The organism is Nitratireductor mangrovi (genome assembly GCF_007922615.2).
Lineage (GTDB): Bacteria > Pseudomonadota > Alphaproteobacteria > Rhizobiales > Rhizobiaceae > Mangrovimarina > Mangrovimarina mangrovi.
This window is the reverse complement of record NZ_CP042301.2, coordinates 259,278-283,067: the sequence shown is the minus strand read 5'-3', so window position 1 is coordinate 283,067 and position 23,790 is coordinate 259,278. Positions and strand designations below refer to the sequence as shown.

The window sequence follows — 23,790 nt, the reverse complement described above, 5'->3', positions numbered from 1 at the left end:
GGCTATTGACCGGCGGGGAGCTTGTCACGCGGCGCCGCGGCACGGCGCAGGCGGTCGTTGATCGCCTCGCCAAGACCCGTTTCCGGCACCCGTTCGGCGGCGATCGCGGTCGCGCCCGAGCGATCGAGCTGTTGCAGCATGGAAAAGAGGTTGGCGGCCGCCTCGCGCAGATCGCCGGCAAGCGAGAGATTGGCCACGGCCACCGCAGCCCCGCCGCCCGCGATGCGCGTCGGCCCGAAGGCGAGCAGCGCCTCGCCGGGCTCAAGGCTGGTCGCGCCGACGCGCAGCCTGGCCGACGGTGCATAGTGGGAAAGCAGCATGCCTGGCGCCTCGACCTTTTCGGACGCGCCGCGCGCCAGCTTCATGCCCGCCACCGCCTCGATTTCCTCGGCGGCAATACCGCCCGGCCTCAGAAGCCGCAATTCGCCATCCGCGACCTTCACGATGGTCGATTCCAGTCCGACGGGCGTCGGCCCGCCGTCGACGATGAGGTCGACGCGCTCGCCAAGGTCGCCCGCCACGGCGGCGGCGCTGGTGGCGCTGATGCGGCCGGAGGAATTGGCGCTGGGGGCAGCGAGCGGACGCCCGGTCTCGGCGATCAGTCTGGCCGCGAAACCGCGCGGCAGGCGCAGGCCGACCGTGTCGAGCCCCGCCGTCACCAGCGGATGCACCGGTGAGGCGGGCGCGAGCGGCACCACCAGCGTCAGCGGCCCGGGCCAGAACGCTTCCGCCAACTTCTCCGACAGGGGATCGAAGCGGCCGATCGTCCTTGCCATCGCCATGTCGGCGACATGCACGATTAGCGGGTTGAAGCGCGGCCGGCCCTTGGCCTCGAAAATGCGCGCCACGGCCTCGCCGCTGGTGGCGTCCGCGGCAAGACCGTAGACGGTCTCCGTCGGCAGCGCGACCGGCCGGCCGGCGAGCACCTGCTCCGCCGCCCATGCGAGCGCCTCTTCCTCTGCAACGATTTGCGCCATGTGTTCCTTCACCGCCGAGCCGCGTGCTGCCTATCCCGCCGGCGAACCTACGACAAGTAACGCTGCGTCATCATTTCGTTAATCGGTCGAATGTTAGCCTTTCCGGCAAGGGGATCGAAAACCCTGTGTGCCAGGATTTCGATGATAGTAACGCCGCGTATCTGGCGGGAGAGCAATGAAGCTTCTGGGAGCGGCAGCGATCGCCACGGGACTGCTTTTGGTGCATGACGCCGAAGCATCGTCCTTTGTCGTGCTCGACGCCCCGCGTTCCGATGTCTCGCGCTCGATCCTGGTTCTGGGCGAACCCGCGCTTGGCGACCCGCCGGTCGTGCACGCGGCGCCGGACGAGACGATCAAGACCGCAGCCCTGGCCACAGGCTCGCCCGCGCACGCGGCGACCGCGCTTTTCGGCGAGGACGTTTCCGAAACCGCGGAAAGGCCCGCCGCCCCGTTGAGCCGCTCCATGATCCTGCTGGGCAAGCCGGCGCCGAAAAACGGCCCGGCTGAAAAGCGCACGGCCGCGCTCGACGGGCGCGCATCGCTGCCGATGGTGATCCGCGGCGGGCTGGTCGGCGAGGCCTTCCCCGTCGCCAGCCGTGCTACGCAACCGCGCGCGACCCAGTTGCCGATCCCGGAAGAAATCGCGCCGGAAGCGCCGCCGACGCCCGAGACGCCGGTCGTCACCGAACGGCGCACCGCATCCAGCAAGGGCCCGCCGCCACCCGGCGGCAACCGGGAGCCGCCCGAACCGCCGGCGCTGCCCGCGGCTCCGCCGCCTCCCCCGCCGCCGACACGGACGCTGGAATAGCCCCGGCGGCCTGGACGCGTCGGCCTCAATGGAACCGGCGATCAGCCTGCGATCTTCGAAAAATCCGCCACCTGGCCGGTGGCCGCGCGGATGCGCGCAAGCAGCGCCAGTCGATTGGCTCGCACTTGCTCGTCCTCGGCGTTGACCAGCACCTTGTCGAAGAAGGCATCAACCGGCCCGCGCAGGCCGGCCAGCGCGCGCATCGCGGCCTCGTAGTCGATACCGGCAATGGCATTTGTCGCATCGGTTTCGGCCATGGTGACCGCCGCGAACAGCGCCTTTTCCTCATCCTCGTCGAAAAGCGCCGGATCGACAGTGTCGGCCATCGCCGTGCCCTTCTTTTCCTCGGCCGCAAGGATGTTGGCGGCGCGCTTGGTGCCGGCGAGCAGGTTCTTGCCGTCCTCGCTGTCGAGCAGTGCGCCCAGCGCCTCCACGCGGCGGACGATGAGCAGGAGGTCGTCGTTCGACGCCTGGCCGATCTCCCCCCTTGTGGGGGAGATACCCGGCAGGGCAGAGGGGGGCAACGTAGAGCGCCCTTCATCAACCTGCGGAGATGTCGGCTGGACAGCGCCCCACTCTGTCGGCTGCGCCGACATCTCCCCCTCAAGGGGGGAGATCGGGCGCGAACCTAGAACAGCATCAATCAGATCATACCGCGCACCCTGGTCGCGGAGATAGACCTTGAGCCGGTCGTGAAAGAAGGAGAGGAGGTCGAGGGTATCACGCCCGGCCAACTCAGCAATTACGGTTGCAGGCGGAGCCAAATCGATATCGCTAGATTCGAGCACATGGTCTGCAAGACCAATCTGGCGAGTTAAATGCCTTATCGCTTCGGTACGTTTGCCTAACTCGTTCTCTCGATGGCGTGCGTACCAAACTTCGAACTCACTGAAGCGCCCTTCAAGCAAATGGACGAGAGGCAACCCCACCCCGTTCTCCACCACGATCCGAATCACCCCCAGCGCCGCTCGCCTCAGCGCGTAGGGGTCCTTGGAGCCGGTAGGCTTCTCATCTATGGCCCAGAAGCCGACCAGCATGTCGAGCTTGTCGGCCAGCGCGACGGCGACCGAGACCGGGTCGGTCGGCACCGCGTCGGACGGCCCCAGCGGGCGGTAATGTTCCTCCAGCGCAGCGGCGACCGAAGCGTGTTCGCCCTGGAGGCCAGCATATTTGCGCCCCATCGCCCCCTGCAATTCTGGAAACTCGCCCACCACCTCGGTCTGCAGATCGGCCTTGGCCAGAACGGCGGCGCGCTGCGCCAGCTTCGGGTCCGCTCCTACGACCGGGGCCAGTTCCTCGGCCAGCCGGGCGATGCGCTCGACCCGCTCACCCTGCGTTCCAAGCCTGGCATGGAAGGTGACGCCGAGATGGTCGAGGCGCGCCATGCGCTGATCGAGCGGCTTCTTCAGGTCGAGCCCGAATTTTTCCGCCGAGGTCGCAACCTCGCCGAGGTCGGGCAGATCGGCCTGGTCGGTCTTCCAGAAATGCACGGCGTCGGACAGCCGGGCCCGCACCACCTTGCCGTTGCCGTGCGCGATCTCGACGCCGCCATCCTTCGCCTCGATATTGGAGACCAGCACGAAGCGGTTGGAGAGGCGCGGCTGGTCGATCTCCCCTTCCGAGGGAGAGAGCGGCCGCGTGACGAAACATTTCTGGTTGGCGCGGATGGTCAGCCGGATGATTTCGGCCGGAATGTCGAGGAAGCTCTCCTCGAATGCGCCGAGCAGCACCACCGGCCACTCGACCAGTCCCGCAACCTCCTCCAAAAGCGCATCGTCCTCGACCAGTTCCAGCCCGCTCGCGAAGGCGAGGTTTTTGGCATCGTCGCGGATGATGGCCTTGCGGCGCTCGGGATCGAGCACCACCTTCGCCGCCTCCAGCCCGGCGACGTAATCGTCGAAGCGGCGCACGGCAAATGGCTCCGGCGCGTGGAAGCGATGGCCGCGGGTGAGGTTGGAGGCACGGATGCCGTCGACCTCGAAATCGACCACCACCGGTTCCTCGGTCTCGGGCCCGAAGGTGCACAGGATCGACTGCAGCGGCCGCACCCAGCGCAGCGATCCGGGCTCCGCAGACGCCTTGCCCCAGCGCATCGATTTCGGCCACGGGAAGTTGCGGATCACGCCGGGCATCAGTTCGGCAACGATCTCCTCGGCCCCGCGCCCCGGTCTCTCGATCACGGCGACGTAGAAGTCGCCCTTCTTCGGGTCGGTCGCGACGCTCAGCTGCTCGGTCGAGGAGAAGCCGGCCTTGCGCAGAAAACCCTGAACCGCCTGCTCCGGCGCCTTCACCGGCGGCCCCTTGATCTCCTCGCGCACATCCTTGGAGCGCGCGGTAACACCGCGAATGTCGAGCGCCAGACGGCGCGGCGTCCAGTATTCGCGCGCCGCCTCGTAGGTCAGCCCGGCCTCGACCAGACCGTCAGTGACCAGCTTCCTCAGGTCACCGGCGGCCTTGCGCTGCATGCGCGCGGGGATTTCCTCGGAACGGAGTTCGAGCAGAAGATCAGGCATTTTCGTACTCCGCGCGCATGCCTTTCCTCACTCTGCGCGTCCGGGCGGCAAAGCCGCCGCGGTCGCGCGGCAGCGCGGGGATTTCCTTCGAACGGAGTTCAAGAAGCAGGTCGGGCATGGAGGGGCTCGCGGGTGCGGTTTCAGGCGAGCCGCATAGCAACTCCCTCCGCGCCTGTCACCTCCGCCGGCACTTCGAAGGCCGTCGCCATGAACGGCCGCTGAACGCCCCGGCCACCGCCGGTTCAGGCCGAATGTGAAAAATTTGCGGCAAGCATGAACCTTCAGCCGCGCTCAGGCGACGAAAGGACAAGGAAGCCGAAAGCGCGAAGGGACAAACCGATGAAGACCGCCTCCACCATGATCCAGGCCATCGCGCTCACCGCCTGCTTCGCCGCCTACGCCGCCGGGACCGGAGAACTCAAGTCGGGTGTCCGCCGCGCCATGCAGACGATCGGCGCCACCGTCGAGATGCCCGCCTCCCAGTCCGACACCCAGAGCGGCTTCGACAACGCCTGAAGAACTTCCCTGTCAGCGAATGGAAATCAGCAGGCAACTGCGTCCGTTGCCTTCGCAACCCGCCTTCGCCTCGCGGTTGGCCTGCTCCTGGCTCGAACTACCCCAGACCGCGTGGCAAAGCCGCCCGTTGGAAGACAGCGCAAAGGCCTTGAAGGCCGGCTTGCCCGACATTTGCGCGAACAGGTTCTTGCAATAATTGCTCTTGATCGTCGTGGTAGATTGCGCGCTCGCGCCCGCTGGAAAGAAAGCCAGTACGACCGCGCCCACGAACAGAAGATTTCGCATTCCAGACCCCGTGAAATTTCGCCCGCGGCGAGCCTCACGGCAGAAACGGGCGAAATTGAGGGATCGCTGAAACTCAGGCGGCGACCAGACCGCCGGCCTCGGTCTTGAGGAATGCTTCGCCGCAGGCCTTTGCGAGATTGCGCACCCGCAGGATGTAGCTCTGGCGCTCGGTGACGGAAATCACGCCGCGCGCGTCGAGAAGGTTGAAGACGTGCGAAGCCTTGATGCACTGGTCGTAGGCTGGCAGCACAAGGCGATGGAGCGCGCCGTCATTGGCGGGCGCGCCAGCGCCAAGCAGCGCCGTGCATTCCTTCTCGGCATCCTCGAAGTGGCGAAACAGCATCGACGTGTCGGCATATTCGAAGTTGAAACGCGAATATTCCTGTTCCGCCTGCAGGAAGACGTCGCCATAACTGACCTTTTCGACCCCCTCGCGGCCGTTGAAGTTGAGCTCGTAGACGTTGTCGACGCCCTGGACATACATGGCCAGCCGTTCCAGCCCGTAGGTGAGTTCGCCCGAAACCGGGGCGCATTCTATGCCGCAGACCTGCTGGAAATAGGTGAACTGCGAGACCTCCATGCCGTCGCACCAGCATTCCCAGCCGAGCCCCCAGGCGCCGAGCGTCGGACTTTCCCAATCGTCTTCGACGAAGCGGATGTCGTGGAGCAGCGGATCGATGCCGATCGCCTCAAGCGAGCCGAGATAAAGCTCCTGCAGGTCGGGCGGGTTCGGCTTCAGGATTACCTGGTACTGGTAATAATGCTGGAGGCGGTTAGGGTTTTCGCCGTAGCGGCCGTCCTTGGGCCGGCGCGACGGCTGCACATAGGCCGCGTTCCACGGTTTCGGCCCCAGCGAGCGCAAGGTCGTGGCGGGATGGAAGGTGCCGGCGCCGACCTCCATGTCGTAGGGCTGCAGCACGACGCAGCCCTTGTCCGCCCAGTAGGCGTGCAGGGCAAGAATGAGCCCCTGAAAGGAGTTCGTCGGGCGCATATGCGGCGGCAGTTCGACGGTCACGCGGTGCCTCGGTCGCTGGGGTGCGGGAACGGCAACCTCCTATTGAGGGGGGCGGGCAAGGTCAAGCGTCGCGGCCGGGCCACCGACGGCAGCGGCGGAATTCGAGGCGCTTCCCTTGCACGGCTTGGATTCAGCGCCAAATAAGCTAAGTCTAGGGGAAATCGAGGAACCGCCGATGATACGCTCCCTTTCCAGGCCGTTCGCTGCCGTGGCGCTCGCCGCCATCCTGGGACTTGCCGCCGCAGGTGCAGCCAGCGCCAGCGCCTGGCCCGACAGGAACAGCAACACGCGCGACGACGTTACCGGCTATCTGTGCATCACGCCGGGCTGCGACGTGGTGCGCCTGCCGCAGACCAAGTGCCTGTGCACCAAGGATAATCCGTCAGAGCGTAACCTGCGCAAGCTGCGGCTCACCTGTCACATCTCGGAAGCCGGCCGCTGGCAGGCCTGCCCGGTGAGCCCGCCCTTCGGAAACTGAGCAAGGCGCGGCCTGCGGCATTGATCGCGCCAAGTTGATGGGCTGGTGAGGACCGGCAAGCCGCATTGTGCTTATAGTAAAGCATGCCGGGAGCTCCGTCGGAGTTCGCCGGCGCTTCTTTCGGGAGTGCCCCCAATGTCCATCCGCGTATCTGCCTGCGTGCGCCGGCTGCTTCCGGTCGCGGCCGCAACGGTATTGCTCTCGCTTTCGGCAAGTGGCCCCGGGTATGGCCAGAACGGCTTCGTCGGCGACGTCAACGACCCGGTCACGGGCTGGCGCTGCGTGACCCCGTTCTGCGACACGCTGCTGATGCCGAAGACGCAGTGTCTCTGCCAGAAGCTCAACCCGACCGAGCGGACGCTGTCGAAGCTGAAGCTGAAATGCGTCCCGCCACGGCGCGATTCGCCTCAGGCCTGCACGCTGCCGCGCGGTTTCGGCGGATAGGCTTTCACCTCGGCCGGGTTCAGTTGGCGGGCAGGATCAGTTCCTGTCCGGGCTGGATGTTGCCCGGGTTGCCGCGCAGTCGCGGGTTGAGGTCGAGAATCTCGATATAGCGCTCGCCACTGCCCAGCCGTTCGTTGGCGATCGACCACAGCGACTGGCCCGGACGAACCACATGGCTTGCCGGCTGCGGCTCGGCCGGAGCGTCGGCAACCGCCGGCGTAACGTCCTCTGACCGCTTTTCCGGCTCGGGCAGCACGATCGGCGGAATCTCGGCCTTGCGCTCCTCGACCGGCGGCAGGCCTTCGGCCAGCTTGCGCTCGACTTCGACGAGAACGTCGGCGTCGGGCTTCATGTCGCGCGCATGCGCCCACTGGAACGTCGCTTCAAGGCGGCGGCCGACACGCCAGTAGGCGTCGCCGAGATGATCGTTGAGGATCGGATCGTCGGGCTTAAGCTGTACCGCGCGTTCGAGCTCGGTGACCGCCTCCTCGAAGCGCCCGAGGCGATAATAGGCCCAGCCCAGCGAATCGACGATATAGCCGTCATTCGGCCGGCGGCTGACCGCGCGGCGGATGAGGTCGAGCCCCTCCTCCAGGTTCATGTTCATGTCGACCCATGAATAGCCGAGATAGTTCAGCACCTGGGGCTGATCCGGATAAAGCTCCAGCGCCTTGCGGAAATTGGGTTCCGCCTTCGGCCACTCCTTGAGCCGTTCGTAGGCGATGCCGCGCTGGTAGAAGATGTTCCAGTCGCCGCGCTCCGGTTCGGCGATGCGCTCGACCGCGTCGTCATAGAGTTGCGCGGCTTCGGCATATTCCTCCTTGGAGGCAAGGACGCCGCCGAGCGCGAGATAGGCGCGCATGTCATCCGGATCCTCTGCCAGCAGTTCGCGCAGATGCGTCTTGGCCTCGTCGTGACGGTCGAGATCGGCAAGGTTCAGCCCCAACTGCAACCCGGCGATGCGGCTGAGCGGCGAACTGTCCTTCACCTTCTCGTAGAACGAGATTGCCTCGGCCGAGTTTTCCTGCTGCTCGGCAACCTGGCCCAGTTGCAGCAGCGCGGCATCGAAATCGGGCTTCAGCGCCAGCGCCAATTGCAGGTACAGCCGCACGAACGCCTCGCCGCCGCCGCGGTTCAGCGCGCTGCCGAGATCGAGCAGCACTTCGGCCGCACCATCCTCGACAGTGGCGACCATGGGTCCGATGTCGGCGCCCGTCTCGATGTCGCGCCGCAACGCGGTTATCGCGGGCCTGCCGGCCGAAAACGCATCGGCGCGATCGAGTTCGGCAAGTGCTTCGTCGTTGCGTCCCTGCCGGACCAGGAGCCGTGCATAAGCCTCGAGCGCGCGCAGATAGGTGTCGGGCGCGGCTCCCCCGGCAACGCCGTTGGCGGCGGTGCGGCCATAGGCTTCGAACGCGTCGTCGACCATGCCGGCGCTTTCGGCGATCAGGCCCTCATGGAAGGAGGTGAAGATCGAGAACCAGTCCGGTCCCTCCAGCGCTCGGATATGCGCGAGGCCGTCCGCCGTCTCGCCTGCCCCGTGCAGCGCCCAGCCGGTCATCAGCCCCGTGATGAGGCGGTCGAGGTCGGATTCGAGCGCAAGCTTGAGATAATTCTCGGCGGCGCTGTAGTCTTTCTTGCGGAAGGCGTCGATGGCGAGCGCCACCCGGGAAAACCGCTCCACCTGGGGAACCGTCTTCAGCTTCTCGGCATATTGCAGCGATTCATCGAAATCGCCGCGCGATATCAGGGCCAGCAGGAGGCTCTGCTGCAGGCCCTCATTGTCGCGGTCGAAGGAAAGCGCACGGCGGTAATATTCGATCGCTCCGTCGAGATCGTTGTCGACCTCGGCAACGCGCGCCGCGAGGAAGGCGCCCGAAAGCGAGCCGATGCGCACATGCCGCTCATTGTCGGCGGCGGCGGGTCCGACCGGTCCGAGAACGAGGAGCGCCGTCAGGGACGCCGCGCTCATGCCACTCAAAATGCTGCGATGCATCTTTCTCCTTCCCGATCGCCCGTTGGCGGCATGCTTATCCCCGTCGAGAATGGCATTTTTGAGAGGTGCTATTCAACGACCGGCCCGCACGCGGAACCAGCATGTCATCGTCACGACCGGCGACAGGCCCGGTCCGGTCATGAAACGCGGTTGACGCAGAAATCGATCACTTCGAGCAGCGCGCTCTTCTGCGGGGTTTCCTTGAGCGGCGCCAGCGCGTCGCGGGCGATGTCGCCGAAGTGCCGCGCACGTGCGATCGTATCACCGATCGCGTTGTAGCGCGACATCAGACCAACCGCCTTTTCGAGGGAGGCATCGTCAGCACGGCCTTCCTCGATGCTGGCCTTCCAGAACTGCCGTTCATCGGCGGAGCCGCGGCGGTAGCAGAGGATGACAGGCAGCGTCACCTTGCCCTCGCGGAAGTCGTCGCCGACATTCTTGCCCAGATCCTTGGCATTGCCGCCATAGTCGAGCGCGTCGTCGATCAGTTGGAAGGCGAGGCCGAGATTGGTGCCGTAGGAACGCAACGCGGCCCGTTCGGCACGGCTGGCCGAGGCGATCACCGGGCCGACTTCCGCCGCGGCCGAGAAGAGCGCCGCGGTCTTGGCGCGAATCACGGCGAGGTACTCGTCCTCGGTCGTCTCCAGGTTCTGCGCGGCGACCAGTTGCATCACCTCGCCCTCGGCGATGATGGACGCGGCCGTCGACAGGATGTCGAGCGCCTCGATCGAACCGACCTCGACCATCATGCGGAACGCCTGGCCGAGCAGGAAATCGCCAACCAGCACGCTGGCCTGGTTGCCCCATATCATGCGCGCCGTCTTCTTGCCGCGCCGCAGGCCGCTTTCGTCGACGACATCGTCGTGCAACAGCGTGGCGGTGTGCATGAATTCGACACTCGTCGCCAGCTTGACGTGGCCTTCGGCGGCGTAGCCGAACATGCGCGCGGCAGCGAGCGTGATCATCGGCCGCAGCCGCTTGCCGCCCGACGAGATCAGATGGTTGGCCACCTCCGGGATCATTTCGACGTCGGAACCGGCCTTGGAAATGATCAGTTCGTTGACGCGGGACATGTCCTGCGCCGTCAATTCCATCAGCGGCCCGATCGAGGCCTGACCCTTCTTTCCATCTTCAAGTGAAACGACGACGCCCACAAAAACTCCCCGCGTTGCAGCCTGCTGCGGTTATCTGCCGGTCTATCTAGGGTGTTGCTCGGGCCCGCCGCAAGTGGCGAATTGGCGCGGGAGATGGGGAACGGATGGCCTTCACGGGGAAATGAAGTTACATCGTCGGCGCAGGAGGCCTTGCAGAGCGATGATCGAACTCGTGCGCACCAACGACCCGGTCGTCATCTCGTTCATCGAGGCGCTTTTGCGCGACGCCAGGATCGAATTCTTCGTTGCCGACCAGAATATGAGCATCGTGGAAGGTTCGTTGGGCGTGCTGCCGCGACGCGTGATGGTCGCTTCCGACGAGATCGAGCGCGCGAAACGGCTGCTCGTCGACGCCGGCATCAAGGACGAAATCCGCGACGCTTGACATGATGGCGCTACCGGACGAACTGGCTGGGTCGGCTTTCACCGTCGATGTCTTTCACCGAGGCGGTTTCCATCTCGTGCAGCCGGCCGGCAACGGCCACCGCGCCGGCATGGATGCGATGATGCTCGCCGCCGCGGTGCCGTCGATTTTCCCCGGCGATGTCGCCGATCTTGGGGCTGGAGCCGGAGCGGCTGGGCTGGCCGTACTTTCGCGCTGTCCGGCAAGGCATTGCCTGCTGGTCGAGCGCGCGCCCGAAATGGCCGACTGCGCCGAACGCAGCCTGGCGCACCCCGGCAACAACCGGCTGGCCGGGCGAGCGAGCGTGCTGGTTACCGATGTCGCCCTCACCGGCAAGGAGCGACGTGCGGCCGGGCTCGCCGACAATTCGTTCGACTTCGTCATCATGAACCCGCCCTTCAACAGGCCAGGCGACAGGCGCAGCCCTGACGCATTGCGCGAAGCGGCGCATGTGATGGAGGACGGGCTGTTTGAAAGATGGCTGCGCACGGCGGCAGCCATCTTGCGTCCACAAGGAAGGCTCGCACTCATCTTCCGGCCGCAGTCTCTTGCCGAGGCACTGGCCGCGCTTCAGGGCCGGTTTGGCGCGGTCGAGATCAAGCCGATCCATCCGCGTCCGAACGCCGCCGCGATCCGCGTGGTGATTCGCGCGGCTCGCGGCGCACGCAGGGCATCGCAGATATTGCCGCCGCTCTACCTGCACGACGCCGAAGGCAACGGGTTCAGCGCCGCGGCGGACGCCATCAACAATGGCCGCGGATCGCTTTTCGGCGACTGAGCGCCCAGGCATTGTGCCGCCGCCCGGAATGCCTACATGCAAGCCACCAGGACACGGGAGCTGCCATTCGTGAGACGCTATCTCCAACCGCTGTTGCCGCCATCGATGCGCGCCGACACTGTGACGATACCCGTCGTCCGGCTGCATGGCGCGATCATGCCGGGCGGCAGCGCGCTCAGGCAGACGCTGTCGCTGGCGGGAACGGCGGGCGTGCTTGAAAAGGCGTTCTCCTTCAAGCGGTCTCCCGCTGTCGCAATCTCGATCAATTCGCCGGGCGGCTCGCCGGTGCAGTCGCGGCTGATCTTCAGGCGTATCCGCGACCTCGCGGCCGAGAAGAACAAGAAGGTGTTCGTCTTCGTCGAAGACCTGGCCGCCTCGGGTGGCTACATGATCGCGATCGCAGGCGATGAGATCATCGCCGACCCGTCCTCGATCGTCGGCTCGATCGGCGTGGTGCACGCCTCCTTCGGCTTCCAGGAGATGATCAAGAAGATTGGCGTCGAGCGCCGCGTCCACACCGCCGGCAAGAACAAGGTGACGCTCGATCCGTTCTCGCCCGAGAAGAAAGAAGATGTCGCGCGGCTCGAAAAGCTGCAGCTCGACGTCCACCAGACCTTCATCGACCTCGTCAAGGAACGCCGCGCCGGCAAGCTGGCCGCCGACGATGATCTTTTCACGGGGTTGTTCTGGAGCGGCACGCGCGGCCTGGAACTCGGCCTCGTTGACGAGCTCGGCGACATGCGCAGTTTTCTCAAGGGCCGCTACGGTGAAAAGACCCAGATGCGGCTGGTGACGCCACCGCGCGGGCTGTTCGGTCGCCGGCTCAATCTTTTCGGCACGCGGGCCGGCCTCGATCCGGCAGCCATTGCCTCGGCCGCTGCTGATGGTCTGGTCGACGCGCTGGAGGAACGCGCCCTGTGGTCGCGCTTCGGACTTTGATCGCATCCAAGGGCACGATAAGATGCTCGTCATGGGAAGACCGTTTTTCGGGCCCATAGTGCCCGGACTCGCTGGAGGAGCGTGACATGCCGCAACTCATCTTCTTCGCTGTCGTCGCGGCCGTTGCATTTTTCGGCTACCGCGCCTTCCTGCGCGAAGCCGAACGGGTATCGGCGCGCGTCAGACGCGCCGAGCGCGAGGCCGCCACGCGGGCGTCCGGCACGCTGGTGAAGGACCCGGAGACCGGCGAGTACCGGCCGGCTAAGGACTGAAGCGGCCGCAAATCTGCATGCACGGGCCAGGCCTTCGAACTCTCGCCCCGGCGAAGATCAATCTCGCCCTGCACGTGACCGGGCGCCGCACCGACGGCTATCACCTGATCGACACGCTGGTGACCTTCGCCGAGGCCGGCGACGCTCTCGAATTGAAGCCGGCGGTTCTCGACAGTTTTACCGTGTCGGGGCGCTATGGCGGCGACGTTCCCATCGACGGCGACAATCTGGTTCTCAAGGCCCGTGACCTCTTGCGACGACGCTTCGGAGTGGTGGCCACCCGTCCCGTCTCGATCCGGCTGGTGAAGAACCTGCCGGTCGCGTCAGGGATCGGCGGCGGTTCGAGCGACGCAGCGGCGCTGCTGCGTGGCCTCGACGCGATGCTGGGCATCGATGCGGGACCGGAGGCACTGGGCAGAATCGGGCTGGAGCTCGGAGCGGATCTGCCGATGTGCGTTGCCGGCCAGCCGCTGACCGCGCGCGGCATCGGCGATGAGACCGATCCGGTCGCGCCATGGCCGCAACTGCCGATCGTGCTCGCCAACCCCGGTGTTGCGGTTGCCACACCTGACGTCTTCGCCCAGCTGACGCGGCGCGACGGCACCGCCCTGCCGCCACTGCCGGAGCGGCGCGACGTCGCTGCAGTCCTTGCCTGGCTTGCTGCGACCCGCAACGATCTCGAGCCTCCGGCCATCGCCCTGGCGCCGGCCATTTCGGAGGCATTGGCGGCGCTGGACGCCAACGGCGCGCGCTTCTCGCGCATGTCCGGCTCCGGCGCGACGTGCTTCGGCGTCTTTGAGACCATGGCCGCGGCCGATACCGCAGCGCGCGCGATCGGAGCGGCGCAACCGGGGTGGTTTGTGGCCGCGACCCAGACCAGAGGAACGACACCATGAACCCCGGACGGCTTGACGAAACCCGCCCCTTCATCCCGGTCGGCATCGCCGTGCTGACGGTGTCGGACACGCGCAGCCTCGAAGAGGACAAATCGGGGCGGGCGCTGGCCGAACGCATCGCGGCGGCCGGGCACCGCCTGGCCGACCGCGCGATCGTGCCCGACGAGGCCGCAAGGATCGCGGAAACCGTGCTCGGCTGGTCGAAGGATACAGCTGTCGACGTGATCATCACCACCGGTGGCACCGGCTTCACCGGACGCGACGTCACGCCCGAAGCAATCGAGCCGCTGTTCGAAAAGCGCATGGACGGCTTTTCAGAGGTCTTTCACCGCATTTCCTACGACAAGATCGGCACGTCGACGATCCAGTCGCGCGCGACAGGCGGCCTCGTCAACCAGACCTTCGTCTTCGTTCTACCCGGCTCGCCCGGCGCGTGCCGCGACGCCTGGGACGGCATCCTTGCCGCGCAGCTCGACTACCGGCATATGCCGTGCAACTTCGTGGAGATCATGCCGCGCCTCGACGAACATCTGAAGCGCGGCGGCAGCCTCACCTGACGGCGCGGCGCGGCGCCGCGGGCCGGATCTCGGCCTTCAGCCGCTTGCGCGGCGAGCGCCGCGCCAGTGCCTCGACGCCGTCCTCGGGACGGAGCCGGGCAAGCGCGTCGCCCTTCATCACCAGGACACCGTCGGCGAGCGGGTTTGCCCGCCTGAAAAGCCGCATCAGCTTTTCCGCACGTCCGTTCGCGGCGCGGGAAAACCGGACCGGATGGCCGGCGCTGCCGGTATGTTCCATCACGGCGTCCATCCAGCCGTCGAGCAGGCGCGCTCCCGGTTCCAGCACCAGGATCCAGTCACCCCTGGCGCGGGCCAGGCTCGACGCCAGCGCGCCCTCCCGCACGAGGGTGCAGCCGGTGTGATCGATCACCGCGGCGGTGCGGTCGGTCGAGCCGCGATCATGGACGAGGACCTCGCGAACGACCCCCTCGACGGCGGCCGAGACCAGCGAGCCCAGCGTGCTCGCCAAGGCGTCCTCATCGTTGCGGGTTTCGATCACCACCGTCAGCATTTGGCGTTGGATAGCGCAAACCGGCGTCGAGCGCCAGTTGTGCAGCGCACAACCAGAAAGTTCTTGCTTTGTTCTCATTTCGCCGATAGGAATAGATTCATCAGGAACACGATCCGATAGCAAGCGGAGAGCGACGATGGAGCAGTTCGACCGCGCCGACACGGCGGCGTTCGGCGGTGGCGGGGCGGCCTTGGCCAACACCGTCATCGACGAAAGCGGCCTGCGCATCGGCGACGATCGCCGCCGTGGGCGCGCCGCCGGCATCAACCCGTCTGGACGGTTCGAGGCGCTGCGCCGCGACGTCTTCGACGATGGCTGGAACACGATCGACGAGCTGCCGCCTTTCAAGACCGAGGTTCAGGTCGAAAAGCCGCGCACGATCATCACCCGCAACGAATCGCCCGACATCTCCTTCGACCGGTCGATCAATCCCTATCGCGGTTGCGAACATGGCTGCGTCTACTGTTTCGCGCGGCCCACGCACGCCTTCATGGGCCTCTCGGCGGGGCTCGATTTCGAGTCGCGGCTGTTTTCCAAACCCGAGGCGGCGAAGCTATTGGAGCGCGAACTGGCGCGCGAGGGTTACGAGCCGCGCACGATCGCGATCGGCACCAACACCGACCCCTACCAGCCGGTCGAGAGGCAGTGGCGCATCATGCGAGAGATCCTCGAAGTGCTGGAGGCGCATGGTCATCCGGTCGGCATTGTGACGAAGTCGGCGCTGGTCGTGCGTGATGCCGACATCCTGTCGCGAATGGCCGAACGCGGCCTGGTCAAGGTCGCGTTCTCGGTCACGACGCTCGACCGCAAGCTCGCCCGTACCATGGAGCCGCGCGCCGCCACGCCGACAAGGCGGCTGGAGGCGATGAAGGAACTCGCCGGAGCCGGCATTCCGGTCTCCGTCATGGCGGCGCCGCTCATCCCGGGCCTGACCGACCATGAAGTCGAGCGCATTCTGGAATCGGCCTATGCTATGGGCGCGCGCGAAGCCGGCTACATCATCCTGCGCCTGCCGCTGGAGGTGAGCCCGATCTTCAAGGACTGGCTGCTCAGGCATTTTCCGGACCGCTATCGACATGTGATGTCGCTGATCCGCTCGATGCGGGACGGCAAGGACTACGATTCTTCCTGGGGCAAGCGCATGCGCGGCACCGGTCCCTATGCCTGGCAGATCGGGCGGCGGTTCGAGATCGCGGCGCGGCGCATCGGCTTCGACCGGACACGGCGCGAACTGCGCACGGACCTTTTCAACCCGCCGCCGCGCGCCGGCGAACAGCTCAGCCTCTTGTAGGCGACGACACTCAGCGTAGAGCGCGGCCTGTCCAAGGCTTCCCGTCCGGCTAATCCCCCCGCCCTAGCCGACGGCCCCTTCCCCGCCTGCCGCCCCCTTCGGGCCGGGAAGGACTTGCGGAGAACCGGAGGCGGTGCGACCATCGCCGCACATGAGTCGCTCGCCTTCCGGTTCTCCGACCCTTTTCGAACTTCCTGACGCGCCGGACTTCGAGGCCGAGGAGCGTGCGATCAGGCGCGGGCAGGCGCCGGTCTGCGGGCTGGACGAGGCCGGCCGCGGGCCGCTGGCAGGCCCGGTGGTGGCGGCGGCCGTCATCCTCGATCCCGACCGCATTCCCGAAGGCCTCGACGATTCCAAAAAGCTCACCGCCGCCGAGCGCGAAAGGCTGTTCGGCGAACTCCTGGGCCATGCGACGGCGATCTCGATTGCCGCCGTTTCCGCCGATGCGATCGACGGCTCCAACATCCTGCGCGCCAGCCTGGAGGCGATGCGGCGCGCCACGGCGCTGCTCGCCCTGACGCCACGGTACGCCCTCGTCGACGGCCGCGACATTCCGCCCGACCTGCCCTGCGAGGCGATTGCGCTGGTCAAGGGCGACCGCCGCTCGCTCTCGATAGCGGCGGCGTCGATCGTGGCCAAGGTGGCGCGGGACCGCATGATGGCGCGCTGCGCGGCCTGCCACGACGGTTATGGTTTCGAAAGCCATATGGGGTATGCCACCGCGGTCCACCGTAGCGCGATCACCGAGCGCGGCCCGCTGGCGCGGATCCATCGGCTGTCCTTCGCGCCGTTTCGCGAGACGGGCGAAGAGCCGGTCCCGGTCGAGGCCGAATTGGTGCCGGCGGCCGAATAGAGAAAGCCGCCCGTCATCGGGGCGGCTTCGGTGCTTTCCCGTCGCTTTCGAGGCGATCAGTTGAGCTTGGTCTTCACGTCCTGCAGCGATGACTTGAACAGGTCGCCCGCCAGCTTGGTGTCGACGCGGTCCTGAAGAATGCGCCGCGCCGCCTCGACCGCGATGTCGGCCGCCTGCACACGAACCTCGTTGACGGCGTCGCGTTCGGCCTGCGCGATCTTCTGCTCGGCCAGCGCGGTGCGGCGCGCGACATATTCCTCGGTCTTCTGTTTGGCTTCCTCGACCATGAGCGCCGCCTCGTGTTCGGCCGCCGACACGATGTCTTCGGCCTCCTTCTCGGCTTCCTTGCGGCGCCGCTGATACTCGGCGAGCACCTCCTGGGCTTCCTCGCGAAGCTTGCGCGCCTGGTCGAGTTCGTTGCGGATGCGCTCGGCCCGGTCGTCGAGCGACTTGGCGATCATGCCCGGCACCTTCAGATAGAAGACGATGCCGATGAAGAGGAAAAGCGCGATTGTTGCCCAGAATGTGGCGTCCATGACCCTCTCCTAGCGCGATGCCTTGACCGCGGCACCGGCATCGGCCTTGGTGACCGAGCCGCCACCCAGCGCCTGCACGATGGCGCCGGCGGTTTCCTCGGCAATGGTGCCGACGTCGCTCATCGCCGACGCCTTGATCTCGGCGATGCGTGTTTCGGCGGCGGCCAGCTTCTCGTCCAGTTCCGCCTCGACGCCGCGGCGCGCCTCGTCGGCCTCCGCCTTGGCACCGTCGCGCGCCTTCTGTCCAATCTCGTTGGCCTTCTGGCGGGCTTCGGCGAGCGCCTGCTCGTAGGCAGCGATCGCTTCGTCGGATTCCTGCTTGAGGCGGGCCGCCTGGTCGAGATCCTGGGCGATGCGGTCGCGGCGCACCTCGATGATGCCCGCCAGCCTTGGCAACGCCACCCGCTTCAGGAACAGGTAGAAAAGGCCGAAGGTGATTGCCAGCCAGAGGATCTGCGAGGGAAACGTCGAGGTCTCGAACGGCGGGAAGCCCGCTTCCGTACCGCCGTGACCCGCTTCCGTCGTTGCGTGCGTATCGCCTTGTGCCGGTTCTTCCGACGCGGCGAATGCCGTTGCCACAAACATGGGTTCTTCCTGTCGTTGTCCCACCGGCCGCCCCATGGCGGCCGGTCACCCAGCGCGAATGGCCGGCTCTTAGGTGAAGAGCAGCAGCAGAGCGACGAGCAGGGAGAAGATGCCGAGCGCCTCGGTCACGGCGAAGCCGAAGATGAGGCGGCCGAACTGGCCGTCGGCGGCCGACGGGTTACGCAGCGCACCGGAGAGGAAGTTGCCGAACATGTGGCCGAGGCCGATGCCGACGCCGCCCATTCCGAGGCAGGCGATGCCTGCGCCAATTGCCTTCGCTGCATCTACTTCCATTGGGAAACTCCTTTTCCAAAGCTTGAGATTGGGTTGATGCTCGTTGAGGGCGCCGCTTCCGGCCAGCCCTAGTGTCCGGGGTGAAGCGCGTCGTTGAGGTACATGCAGGTCAGGACGGCAAAGACATAGGCCTGCAGGAACGCGACGAGGAATTCGAGGCCGGTCAGCGCGACCGTCATGCCGAGCGGCAGCACGGCGCCGGCGACACCCGCGACGCCGTAGGCGGTGAGCGAGGTAACGAAGCCGGCGAAAACCTTCAGGGTAATGTGACCGGCCAGCATGTTGGCGAACAGACGCACCGAGAGGCTGACCGGGCGCGACAGGAACGAGATCACCTCGATCGCCACGACGAGCGGCAGCAGCACGCCGGGCACGCCGCTGGGCACGAACAGGTGCAGGAAGCCGAGACCGTGCTTCCAGAAGCCGTAGACGATGACCGTGCCGATCACGAGGATGGCCAGCGCGAAGGTGACGATGATGTGGCTGGTGACCGTGAAGAAATACGGGAACATGCCGAAAAGATTGGCGACCAGCACGAAGACGAAGAGCGAGAACACGAACGGGAAGAAGCGCATGCCCTGCGAGCCCGCCGCGTCGCGCAGCATGTTGGCCACGAATTCGTAGGCCATCTCCGCCACCGACTGCATGCGGCCCGGCACGAGGCCGCGGCTTGCCGTGCTCAGAAACAGGAACGCGCCGGCCGCAACGACGGTCGCGACCATGAACGCCGACGAGTTGGTGAACGAGAAGTCGAGGCCGCCGATCTCGATCGGGACCAGCTTGCTGATGTGGAACTGGTGGATGGGATCGTTGGCCACCTGTTTACCCCGCCTTCCTGTTGGCGCCCGCGGCGCCGGTCACTTCTTTTCGGTTCCGTCGCCGTCCGACCTGGACCGGCGCGACCCGAATTCGGCCAACTGCCCCGTCGAACGCAGGGCGTTGAGAACTCCGGCACAGAAGCCAAGCAGCAGGAACACGACAAGACCAAAAGGCGACGTCCCCGCCAGCTTGTCAATTACCCAGCCGATGACCGCCCCGACCACGATTCCCGCGATAAACTCGCTGGAAAGCTTCAGCGCGTTGGCGGCACCGGCCATGCTGCCCGACCCAGCGGATTTCCCCTCGTCACTCGGCTCGGGACGGCGCGCCGAAAGCGCTGCCTCCAGTTCCCTTCGCCTGCGATCCAGATCGTCCTCGCGCGCCATCTTTTCAGGATTCCTGCACGGGCCGTTTTCCGCGGGTCTCGCCGGACGTCGGACGCCCGTCTTCGCGACCCATGCCCGCGCAATCCCGGCCGGATTGCCCGCTCCAAAGTCGGGCGCACCATAGTGAGGGCGCATCACACAGTCAAGCCGAAGCAGACCGGGCGGGCGTTGGCACTTTATGCTTTTATTTCAGATATTTAGCCAGGTGCGACACTACGTCCGCGCAGCGAACTCGGCGCCAGCAACGGAATCGGCGGCTCAGGCGTGTCGGCAGGCCGCCGGCATGCCGGCTCAGTTCCAGCCGCCGCCATGCGTGCGATAGAAGACGTGCAGGCCGATCTTCTTCATCTTCTCCATCGCGCGCGCCCAGCGCGGGCGCACATAGGTCGCGTGGTAGTGGGTCGAGGAACCGACCTCGGGAATGAAAATCTTGCCGGCGGTCACCGCCATGGCGATATGCTGCGCGGCCGACCAATGGCGCGGGCTGGCAATGCGGTCGCGAATGCCGTCGCAAGCAAAAGAGAACTGACAGCGATTGCGCCAGTGATCGTTCTGGTAGACCACGCCGCAGATCGAGTTCGGATAGGTTGGATTGCGCACCCGGTTGAGAATGACCTGGGCGACGGCAGCCTGGCCTTTCAGGCTTTCGCCACGTGCCTCGAAATAGACGCCGGCGGCGAGGCAGCGTTGCTCGTCCTGAGAAAACACGGCCGCCGGCAGCGGCTGACCCATCCATTGATGGTCGCCGGAGGCCAGCGGCGGGATGAAGCGTCCGCCGTTCTCGTCTTCTTCCTCATCCTCGCCGAGCAGGCTCGCAAAGGGTGACTTGCGGGCATAGTCCGGTTCCGGCGGCGCATAGGCCGTGGCCAGGATGTCGGCCTTGTTGTTGGTCACGAGGCTCGCCAGCATCGCCGGCACGCCCGGGTCGGGCTTGCGATCCGCGCGCCGGTGAAACGCGGCCGCGATCGTGACTTCCTGGCCCCGGATGCGCGGTTCGTCGAAGGCCATCGCAAGCTTCGGCTCGACCTCCGGACGCACGATCATGCTGGTGCGCTCGAACACCGAACCGGCGTTGAAGGCCTTGGGCGGGGCAACCGGCGCGACATTCATCAGCCGGCCACGCTTTTCCTTGCGGTTGACGCGCTCTTCGTCAGGAACCTCGTTGGCCGCGCCGTGCTTGCTCTTGAAGGCGACAGAGCCGAGACGGTCCGACTTGATGCCGGAGCCGGAGATGGTCCCGGTCACGGTCCGGTCGACAAACGGCATCTCGGCTTCGTGTACAGAGCCTGCGACCGAGCGTTCGATCACCGCGTTCCAGCGATCGCCGGCCCTGTCGAGGCCGGCGACGTAGCTCGCCATGTCCTGATAGGCGGCAACCGTCGGGAAGCCGAGGAAGATCGCGGCGCCGACGAGAAGAGATGAAAGGAAGTTAGACCCCCGTACCGCGGCGGCAGGCCGCCGCGAAACCGTCTTTCGAAGCACCGGAACTCTCCAGAACGCCACTCGAACAGAATTTCTAAGAGTGTGCGGATTTATCGTTGATGGAGGGTTAACGGCGCCAATGCGGCGAAAATGCCGCCCGTATTCGGCCTCATTGCGGCTGCGTCATTTTTTCCGGCGGGCGCGGCCGGCATAGGGATTGTCGGGCGCGCGCAACATGACGCGGATCGGAACGCCCGGCATGTCGAAGGTCTCGCGCAGGCCGTTCACGAGATAGCGCACATAAGACGACGGCATCGCGTCGGGGCGCGAGCACGAGACGACGAAGCCGGGGGGCCGCGTCTTCACCTGGGTCAGATATTTGATCTTCAGCCTGCGGCCGGCGACCGCCGGCGGCGGGTGATGAGCAAGCACGCCCTCGAGCCAGCGGTTGAGGCGGCCGGTCGAAACACGCCGGTTCCAGACCTCGTGGGTGGCAACCACTGCCTCCATCAGCTTGTCGAGGCCGCGCCCGGTTTCAGCCGACACCGGCACGGCGCGCAGACCGCGAACCTGGGGCAGAAGACGCTCTGTCCTTTCGCGCAGTTCGGCGAGCAGTTCCTGCGGATGCTCGATCAGATCCCATTTGTTGAAGGCGATCACCGGCGCCCTGCCCTCGCGCGCGATCAGGTCGGCGATCTGAAGGTCCTGCTTTTCGAACGGGATCGTCGCATCGAGGACCACGATCACCACCTCGGCGAAGCGGATCGCCCGCAGCCCGTCGGCAACAGACAGCTTTTCGAGCTTTTCCTGAACGCGCGCCTTGCGGCGCATGCCGGCCGTGTCGAAGAGCTTCAGCTTGCGGTCGCGCCAGACCCAGTCGACCGAGATCGAATCGCGGGTGATGCCGGCCTCCGGCCCGGTCAGCAGCCGTTCCTCGCCGATCAGGGCGTTGATCAGCGTGGATTTGCCAGCATTCGGCCGACCAACGACGGCAATGCGCATCGGCCTGGACGCATCATATGCGGGCACGTCCTCGGCGTCGGGGTCGGCTATGTCCTCGCCGACCAGGGCCTCTTCGCCGGCCGGAGCATCATCATCCTCTTCCGGCAGCGCCCGCTCCTCTCCGAGCGCGGCGATGATCGCCTCTCTCAGATCGGGCAGGCCTTCGCCATGTTCGGCCGAAATCGGCACCGGCTCGCCGAGCCCCAGCCCCCAGGCCTCGTGCATGCCGGCTTGCGCGCCGCGCGCCTCGGCCTTGTTGGCAATCAGCACGATCGGCTTGCCCGACCGCCGCGCGACGCGCGAAAATGCCTCGTCGCTCGGCGTGACGCCGGCCTTGGCATCGACCATGAACAGGATCAGGTCGGCCTCGGCGATCGCCTGCTCGGTCTGGGCTCTCATGCGGCCCTCGAGCGAATCGTCGGTGACATCCTCGAAACCTGCGGTATCGACCACCTGGAAGCGCAGGTCGAACAGCCGCGCGTCGTGGACGCGGCGGTCACGTGTCACCCCCGGAGTGTCGTCGACAAGCGCCAGCTTGCGTCCCGCAAGCCGGTTGAACAGCGTCGACTTGCCGACATTGGGCCGGCCGACGATGGCGACGGTGAAGCTCATCGGTGGTCGGTCAGGACGCGTCGCCCGAGCCGCGGATGAGCTCGGCCATCAGCGTGGCGCGCTCGCGCGCATTGCGCGGTGCCTCGCTGTCGTCGGCGACCTGATCGAACAGCGCCAGTGCGTCCGCGGGCCGACCCTGCTTCCAGGCTGCAAGCCCAAGCGCCTCGCGAGCGGTGTGGCGCAGCGTGTTGGTGTCGGCGGTCAGCGTTTCCACGCGCGCCGAGACCTCCTCGTATTCGCCGTGGTCGACCAGAAGCAGCGCGGCCCGCAGCCGCGCCATGTCGCGGATCGCGGCCGGCACCGAACTGTCGGTCGCAGCGGCGTCGAAGGCCGCGACCGCTTCGTCGATGTCGCCCTTTTCGGCCATCACGGTCGCGGCGCGCAGGCGGGCCAGAACCGGGTAGGAGCCATAGCCGTCCTGCTCGAGCTGTTCGAGGGCGGCGATCGCCTCGTCGTTCCTGCCTTCCGAAGCCAGTCCGAGCGCCTGGGAAAACGCGTCGCCCGACCGGTTGGCCTGCGCCGTGGTCCAGTAGTTCCAGCCGACGACGCCCGCCGTGACCACAACCACGATCACGGCCGCGCCGATGGCGATCCAGCCGTAGCGATCCCACAGTGCCTTCGCCTGATCCTGGCGGAGCTCCTCGGAAACCTCTCTGATGAAACTGTCGTCGGACATGAAAACTCAACCGGTTGCCCGGGCGCGCCGATGGCACGCCCTGCGGACGCCTTTTAGCGAAAATTCCGGCTTATGGAAGGCGTGGCGGCAAATTTCGCCGGCAATGCGCTCAGGCGGCGAGCGGCGGCACGCCGAACAGCCACAGATGCAGCTTCCAGACGAAAAGCACATAGAGGATCAGGCCGGCGGCCACCGCGATGACGTCGTTGCGCACCGGACCGTCGGCCGGAATGGCCGCGACGCGACGCTTGACCGAAATGCGATCGGCCACCGCCCAGATGAGAAAGGCGCCGAACAGGACGATGGAGGCGAGGTCGCCATTGGCCATCAGATGCGCCAGCGCCCACAGCTTCACCGCGACCAGCATCGGGTGCTTCAGCGCCGGCTTCAGCCGTCCCGCCGGCACCGCGAAGACCATGATGGCGATCATGGCGAAGAGCATCAGCAGCGCTGCCAGATGCTTCAGCCATACCGGAGGTTCGTAGAGAACGGGCGCGGACGCCCAGGCCATCCCGTAGCCCCAGATGATCAGCACGAAGCCGACGATCGACACCAGCGAATAGATGCCGCGCCAGGGCCCCTTGCCCATCGACGACGCGCGTTCGGTGCTCCAGGCGGGCGCCAGGATGCGGACAGAGTGAACTCCGAGGAAAAGGATCAGGCCGACGATCAAGATAAGCATGCGCACCTCGCGTCTCGACGCGGCAGAACCTATCGCGGCGGCGGCGCGTTGAAAACCTGGTCTGTCGTCCGGTTCCGCAGAGCTGCCACA

The 23,790-nt window shown here is 66.2% G+C and carries 28 protein-coding genes; 12 read left to right on the top strand and 16 right to left on the bottom strand.

From position 1 onward, the window contains the following. Positions 1-2 precede the first annotated feature (2 nt). Positions 3-977 (bottom strand): L-threonylcarbamoyladenylate synthase, encoded by a 975-nt coding sequence (locus tag FQ775_RS01315; RefSeq protein ID WP_146299119.1) that lies wholly within the window; start codon positions 975-977, stop codon positions 3-5. Between the two features lie 175 nt (positions 978-1,152). Between FQ775_RS01315 and FQ775_RS01310 the strand changes: the two genes are divergently transcribed. Further along, positions 1,153-1,785 carry a hypothetical protein gene (locus tag FQ775_RS01310; protein WP_146299118.1) on the top strand — a complete coding sequence of 211 codons (633 nt, stop codon included), beginning with the start codon at positions 1,153-1,155 and terminating at the stop codon, positions 1,783-1,785. Positions 1,786-1,826: 41 nt separating this feature from the next. On the opposite strand, the gene glyS is transcribed toward FQ775_RS01310, so the two are convergent. Further along, a complete protein-coding gene (gene glyS / locus FQ775_RS01305; protein ID WP_146299117.1) occupies positions 1,827-4,298 on the bottom strand; it encodes a glycine--tRNA ligase subunit beta in 2,472 nt (823 codons plus the stop codon). Between the two features lie 339 nt (positions 4,299-4,637). On the opposite strand from glyS, the gene FQ775_RS01300 reads away from it, so the two are divergent. Next, entirely contained in the window at positions 4,638-4,814 is a 177-nt protein-coding gene (locus FQ775_RS01300; RefSeq protein ID WP_167812722.1) for a hypothetical protein, read from the top strand. 12 nt (positions 4,815-4,826) lie between these two features. Here the strand turns inward: FQ775_RS01300 and FQ775_RS01295 are convergent, their stop codons facing one another. Both FQ775_RS01295 and FQ775_RS01290 read right to left on the bottom strand, forming a co-directional pair. Further along, the gene (locus FQ775_RS01295) at positions 4,827-5,099 is read right to left on the bottom strand and encodes a hypothetical protein (RefSeq protein ID WP_146299116.1); all 273 of its coding nucleotides are present in this window, start codon (positions 5,097-5,099) and stop codon (positions 4,827-4,829) included. Positions 5,100-5,172: 73 nt separating this feature from the next. Then, the gene (locus tag FQ775_RS01290; protein ID WP_146299115.1) at positions 5,173-6,114 is read right to left on the bottom strand and encodes a glycine--tRNA ligase subunit alpha; all 942 of its coding nucleotides are present in this window, start codon (positions 6,112-6,114) and stop codon (positions 5,173-5,175) included. Between the two features lie 175 nt (positions 6,115-6,289). Between FQ775_RS01290 and FQ775_RS01285 the strand changes: the two genes are divergently transcribed. Continuing rightward, a complete protein-coding gene (locus FQ775_RS01285; RefSeq protein WP_146299114.1) occupies positions 6,290-6,592 on the top strand; it encodes a hypothetical protein in 303 nt (100 codons plus the stop codon). A 135-nt stretch (positions 6,593-6,727) separates the two neighbouring features. After that, positions 6,728-7,036: a hypothetical protein gene (locus tag FQ775_RS01280; RefSeq protein WP_146299113.1), complete on the top strand. Its 309-nt coding sequence runs from the start codon at positions 6,728-6,730 to the stop codon at positions 7,034-7,036. A gap of 19 nt (positions 7,037-7,055) precedes the next feature. Here FQ775_RS01280 and FQ775_RS01275 read toward each other — a convergent pair whose 3' ends face one another. Beyond that, positions 7,056-9,032 (bottom strand): tetratricopeptide repeat protein, encoded by a 1,977-nt coding sequence (locus tag FQ775_RS01275; protein ID WP_146299112.1) that lies wholly within the window; start codon positions 9,030-9,032, stop codon positions 7,056-7,058. A 137-nt stretch (positions 9,033-9,169) separates the two neighbouring features. After that, on the bottom strand, positions 9,170-10,186 hold the full coding sequence (locus FQ775_RS01270; RefSeq protein WP_146299111.1) for a polyprenyl synthetase family protein: 1,017 nt from the start codon (positions 10,184-10,186) through the stop codon (positions 9,170-9,172). Between the two features lie 160 nt (positions 10,187-10,346). On the opposite strand from FQ775_RS01270, the gene FQ775_RS01265 reads away from it, so the two are divergent. The 6 genes from FQ775_RS01265 (at position 10,347) to moaB (ending at position 14,031) form a co-directional block, all read left to right on the top strand. Further along, positions 10,347-10,571: a putative signal transducing protein gene (locus FQ775_RS01265; protein WP_146299110.1), complete on the top strand. Its 225-nt coding sequence runs from the start codon at positions 10,347-10,349 to the stop codon at positions 10,569-10,571. 1 nt (position 10,572) lies between these two features. Continuing rightward, positions 10,573-11,367 (top strand): tRNA1(Val) (adenine(37)-N6)-methyltransferase, encoded by a 795-nt coding sequence (locus FQ775_RS01260; protein ID WP_146299109.1) that lies wholly within the window; start codon positions 10,573-10,575, stop codon positions 11,365-11,367. Positions 11,368-11,472: 105 nt separating this feature from the next. Beyond that, entirely contained in the window at positions 11,473-12,306 is an 834-nt protein-coding gene (locus FQ775_RS01255; RefSeq protein ID WP_432420059.1) for a S49 family peptidase, read from the top strand. Between the two features lie 86 nt (positions 12,307-12,392). Beyond that, positions 12,393-12,578 (top strand): hypothetical protein, encoded by a 186-nt coding sequence (locus FQ775_RS01250; protein ID WP_146299107.1) that lies wholly within the window; start codon positions 12,393-12,395, stop codon positions 12,576-12,578. A gap of 17 nt (positions 12,579-12,595) precedes the next feature. Then, a complete protein-coding gene (locus FQ775_RS01245; RefSeq protein ID WP_146299106.1) occupies positions 12,596-13,474 on the top strand; it encodes a 4-(cytidine 5'-diphospho)-2-C-methyl-D-erythritol kinase in 879 nt (292 codons plus the stop codon). Continuing rightward, positions 13,471-14,031 (top strand): molybdenum cofactor biosynthesis protein B, encoded by a 561-nt coding sequence (gene moaB, locus FQ775_RS01240; RefSeq protein ID WP_146299105.1) that lies wholly within the window; start codon positions 13,471-13,473, stop codon positions 14,029-14,031. The genes FQ775_RS01245 and moaB overlap by 4 nt, the downstream gene beginning before the upstream one ends. Here moaB and FQ775_RS01235 read toward each other — a convergent pair. Continuing rightward, positions 14,024-14,542 carry a glycosyltransferase gene (locus tag FQ775_RS01235; protein ID WP_146299104.1) on the bottom strand — a complete coding sequence of 173 codons (519 nt, stop codon included), beginning with the start codon at positions 14,540-14,542 and terminating at the stop codon, positions 14,024-14,026. The genes moaB and FQ775_RS01235 overlap by 8 nt on opposite strands. A gap of 136 nt (positions 14,543-14,678) precedes the next feature. On the opposite strand from FQ775_RS01235, the gene FQ775_RS01230 reads away from it, so the two are divergent. Then, complete coding sequence (locus FQ775_RS01230) at positions 14,679-15,833, top strand: PA0069 family radical SAM protein (protein WP_146299103.1); 1,155 nt, start codon at positions 14,679-14,681, stop codon at positions 15,831-15,833. A 151-nt stretch (positions 15,834-15,984) separates the two neighbouring features. Then, positions 15,985-16,686: a ribonuclease HII gene (gene rnhB / locus FQ775_RS01225; protein ID WP_146299102.1), complete on the top strand. Its 702-nt coding sequence runs from the start codon at positions 15,985-15,987 to the stop codon at positions 16,684-16,686. Positions 16,687-16,742: 56 nt separating this feature from the next. On the opposite strand, the gene FQ775_RS01220 is transcribed toward rnhB, so the two are convergent. The 9 genes from FQ775_RS01220 to FQ775_RS01180 form a co-directional block, all read right to left on the bottom strand. Beyond that, on the bottom strand, positions 16,743-17,222 hold the full coding sequence (locus tag FQ775_RS01220; RefSeq protein ID WP_146299101.1) for a F0F1 ATP synthase subunit B: 480 nt from the start codon (positions 17,220-17,222) through the stop codon (positions 16,743-16,745). Positions 17,223-17,231: 9 nt separating this feature from the next. Further along, positions 17,232-17,807: a F0F1 ATP synthase subunit B gene (locus FQ775_RS01215; RefSeq protein WP_146299100.1), complete on the bottom strand. Its 576-nt coding sequence runs from the start codon at positions 17,805-17,807 to the stop codon at positions 17,232-17,234. Between the two features lie 69 nt (positions 17,808-17,876). Next, positions 17,877-18,101: a F0F1 ATP synthase subunit C gene (locus FQ775_RS01210; protein WP_146299099.1), complete on the bottom strand. Its 225-nt coding sequence runs from the start codon at positions 18,099-18,101 to the stop codon at positions 17,877-17,879. A 68-nt stretch (positions 18,102-18,169) separates the two neighbouring features. Next, the gene (locus tag FQ775_RS01205; RefSeq protein ID WP_146299098.1) at positions 18,170-18,919 is read right to left on the bottom strand and encodes a F0F1 ATP synthase subunit A; all 750 of its coding nucleotides are present in this window, start codon (positions 18,917-18,919) and stop codon (positions 18,170-18,172) included. Positions 18,920-18,958: 39 nt separating this feature from the next. After that, positions 18,959-19,306 (bottom strand): AtpZ/AtpI family protein, encoded by a 348-nt coding sequence (locus FQ775_RS01200; protein ID WP_246730242.1) that lies wholly within the window; start codon positions 19,304-19,306, stop codon positions 18,959-18,961. A gap of 291 nt (positions 19,307-19,597) precedes the next feature. Beyond that, entirely contained in the window at positions 19,598-20,788 is a 1,191-nt protein-coding gene (locus FQ775_RS01195; protein WP_146299096.1) for a cell wall hydrolase, read from the bottom strand. 123 nt (positions 20,789-20,911) lie between these two features. Further along, positions 20,912-22,342: a ribosome biogenesis GTPase Der gene (gene der / locus FQ775_RS01190; protein ID WP_146299095.1), complete on the bottom strand. Its 1,431-nt coding sequence runs from the start codon at positions 22,340-22,342 to the stop codon at positions 20,912-20,914. 10 nt (positions 22,343-22,352) lie between these two features. Continuing rightward, positions 22,353-23,018, bottom strand: coding sequence for a tetratricopeptide repeat protein (locus FQ775_RS01185; RefSeq protein WP_146299094.1), 666 nt, complete (start codon positions 23,016-23,018; stop codon positions 22,353-22,355). 109 nt (positions 23,019-23,127) lie between these two features. Next, entirely contained in the window at positions 23,128-23,700 is a 573-nt protein-coding gene (locus FQ775_RS01180) for an NnrU family protein (RefSeq protein WP_146299093.1), read from the bottom strand. Positions 23,701-23,790: the final 90 nt, after the last annotated feature.

Bases quoted from the DNA above. Each gene is read 5' to 3' on its own strand.
- FQ775_RS01280 (WP_146299113.1), top strand. From the start codon at position 6,728: ATGTCCATCCGCGTATCTGCCTGCGTGCGCCGGCTGCTTCCGGTCGCG.
- FQ775_RS01315 (WP_146299119.1), bottom strand. From the start codon at position 977: ATGGCGCAAATCGTTGCAGAGGAAGAGGCGCTCGCATGGGCGGCGGAG.
- FQ775_RS01200 (WP_246730242.1), bottom strand. From the start codon at position 19,306: ATGGCGCGCGAGGACGATCTGGATCGCAGGCGAAGGGAACTGGAGGCA.
- FQ775_RS01285 (WP_146299114.1), top strand. From the start codon at position 6,290: ATGATACGCTCCCTTTCCAGGCCGTTCGCTGCCGTGGCGCTCGCCGCC.
- FQ775_RS01245 (WP_146299106.1), top strand. From the start codon at position 12,596: ATGCACGGGCCAGGCCTTCGAACTCTCGCCCCGGCGAAGATCAATCTC.
- FQ775_RS01255 (WP_432420059.1), top strand. From the start codon at position 11,473: ATGCGCGCCGACACTGTGACGATACCCGTCGTCCGGCTGCATGGCGCG.
- FQ775_RS01265 (WP_146299110.1), top strand. From the start codon at position 10,347: ATGATCGAACTCGTGCGCACCAACGACCCGGTCGTCATCTCGTTCATC.
- FQ775_RS01300 (WP_167812722.1), top strand. From the start codon at position 4,638: ATGAAGACCGCCTCCACCATGATCCAGGCCATCGCGCTCACCGCCTGC.
- FQ775_RS01310 (WP_146299118.1), top strand. From the start codon at position 1,153: ATGAAGCTTCTGGGAGCGGCAGCGATCGCCACGGGACTGCTTTTGGTG.
- FQ775_RS01210 (WP_146299099.1), bottom strand. From the start codon at position 18,101: ATGGAAGTAGATGCAGCGAAGGCAATTGGCGCAGGCATCGCCTGCCTC.
- FQ775_RS01295 (WP_146299116.1), bottom strand. From the start codon at position 5,099: ATGCGAAATCTTCTGTTCGTGGGCGCGGTCGTACTGGCTTTCTTTCCA.
- FQ775_RS01260 (WP_146299109.1), top strand. From the start codon at position 10,573: ATGATGGCGCTACCGGACGAACTGGCTGGGTCGGCTTTCACCGTCGAT.
- rnhB (WP_146299102.1), top strand. From the start codon at position 15,985: ATGAGTCGCTCGCCTTCCGGTTCTCCGACCCTTTTCGAACTTCCTGAC.
- FQ775_RS01230 (WP_146299103.1), top strand. From the start codon at position 14,679: ATGGAGCAGTTCGACCGCGCCGACACGGCGGCGTTCGGCGGTGGCGGG.
- FQ775_RS01250 (WP_146299107.1), top strand. From the start codon at position 12,393: ATGCCGCAACTCATCTTCTTCGCTGTCGTCGCGGCCGTTGCATTTTTC.
- FQ775_RS01180 (WP_146299093.1), bottom strand. From the start codon at position 23,700: ATGCTTATCTTGATCGTCGGCCTGATCCTTTTCCTCGGAGTTCACTCT.
- FQ775_RS01220 (WP_146299101.1), bottom strand. From the start codon at position 17,222: ATGGACGCCACATTCTGGGCAACAATCGCGCTTTTCCTCTTCATCGGC.
- der (WP_146299095.1), bottom strand. From the start codon at position 22,342: ATGAGCTTCACCGTCGCCATCGTCGGCCGGCCCAATGTCGGCAAGTCG.
- FQ775_RS01185 (WP_146299094.1), bottom strand. From the start codon at position 23,018: ATGTCCGACGACAGTTTCATCAGAGAGGTTTCCGAGGAGCTCCGCCAG.
- FQ775_RS01275 (WP_146299112.1), bottom strand. From the start codon at position 9,032: ATGCATCGCAGCATTTTGAGTGGCATGAGCGCGGCGTCCCTGACGGCG.
- glyS (WP_146299117.1), bottom strand. From the start codon at position 4,298: ATGCCTGATCTTCTGCTCGAACTCCGTTCCGAGGAAATCCCCGCGCGC.
- FQ775_RS01215 (WP_146299100.1), bottom strand. From the start codon at position 17,807: ATGTTTGTGGCAACGGCATTCGCCGCGTCGGAAGAACCGGCACAAGGC.
- moaB (WP_146299105.1), top strand. From the start codon at position 13,471: ATGAACCCCGGACGGCTTGACGAAACCCGCCCCTTCATCCCGGTCGGC.
- FQ775_RS01235 (WP_146299104.1), bottom strand. From the start codon at position 14,542: ATGCTGACGGTGGTGATCGAAACCCGCAACGATGAGGACGCCTTGGCG.